This is a genomic window from Nonomuraea aridisoli (assembly GCF_003236395.1).
In the GTDB taxonomy this organism is placed as follows: Bacteria; Actinomycetota; Actinomycetes; order Streptosporangiales; family Streptosporangiaceae; genus Nonomuraea; species Nonomuraea aridisoli.
Genome location: NZ_POUD01000637.1, coordinates 1 through 598, shown reverse-complemented (window position 1 = coordinate 598; position 598 = coordinate 1). Strand labels below are relative to the sequence as shown.

Below are 598 nucleotides of genomic sequence, written 5' to 3'. Positions count from 1 at the left end.
CCCGACGACCGACGACACCTACGGCCCCGACCAGAACCCGCCCCCCGGCAACCAGGGCACGGGCGACCGCGGATTCGGGGACGGAAGCACGGGCGACCGGGAGGGTCCTGGCCAGGGCACGGGTGACCGAGGCGCCGGCGGTCCAGAGGGATCTGGACAAGGCACGGGTGACCGAGAAGCCGGAGACCGCGGGACCGGTGCCAATGGCATGGGCGACCGCGGGTCCGGTGACTGCGGCGCCGGTGATCAGGGGGTAGGTGACCGGGGAACTGGTGGTTCGGAGGGGTCTGGTCAGGGTTCGGGCGGCAGCGGGGCTGGAGACCGCGGGGCTGGAGACCGCGGGGCTGGTGACAATGGCGTGGGTGACCGTGGCGCTGGTGATCAGGGGATGGGTGACCGGGGAACTGGTGGTCCGGAGGGGTCTGGTCAGGGTTCGGGCGGCAGCGGGGCTGGTGACCAGGGAGCTGGGAATCGCGGGGCTGGTGACAATGGCGTGGGTGACCGCGGGGCCGGTGATCAGGGCGCGGGTGACCAGGGGGCTGGTGGCCAGGGAAGTGGCAATGGTGGGAACAACGGGCAAGGGGCCGGGGAGCAAGGA

Annotated in this window: 1 protein-coding gene; it reads left to right on the top strand. The window is 72.2% G+C overall.

Features of this window, described 5'->3' with window-relative positions; all coding sequences use genetic code 11:
* Positions 1–257: 257 nt before the first annotated feature.
* A partial coding sequence (locus C1J01_RS48500; protein WP_181449396.1) for a hypothetical protein occupies positions 258–598 on the top strand: 341 nt, incomplete at its 3' end.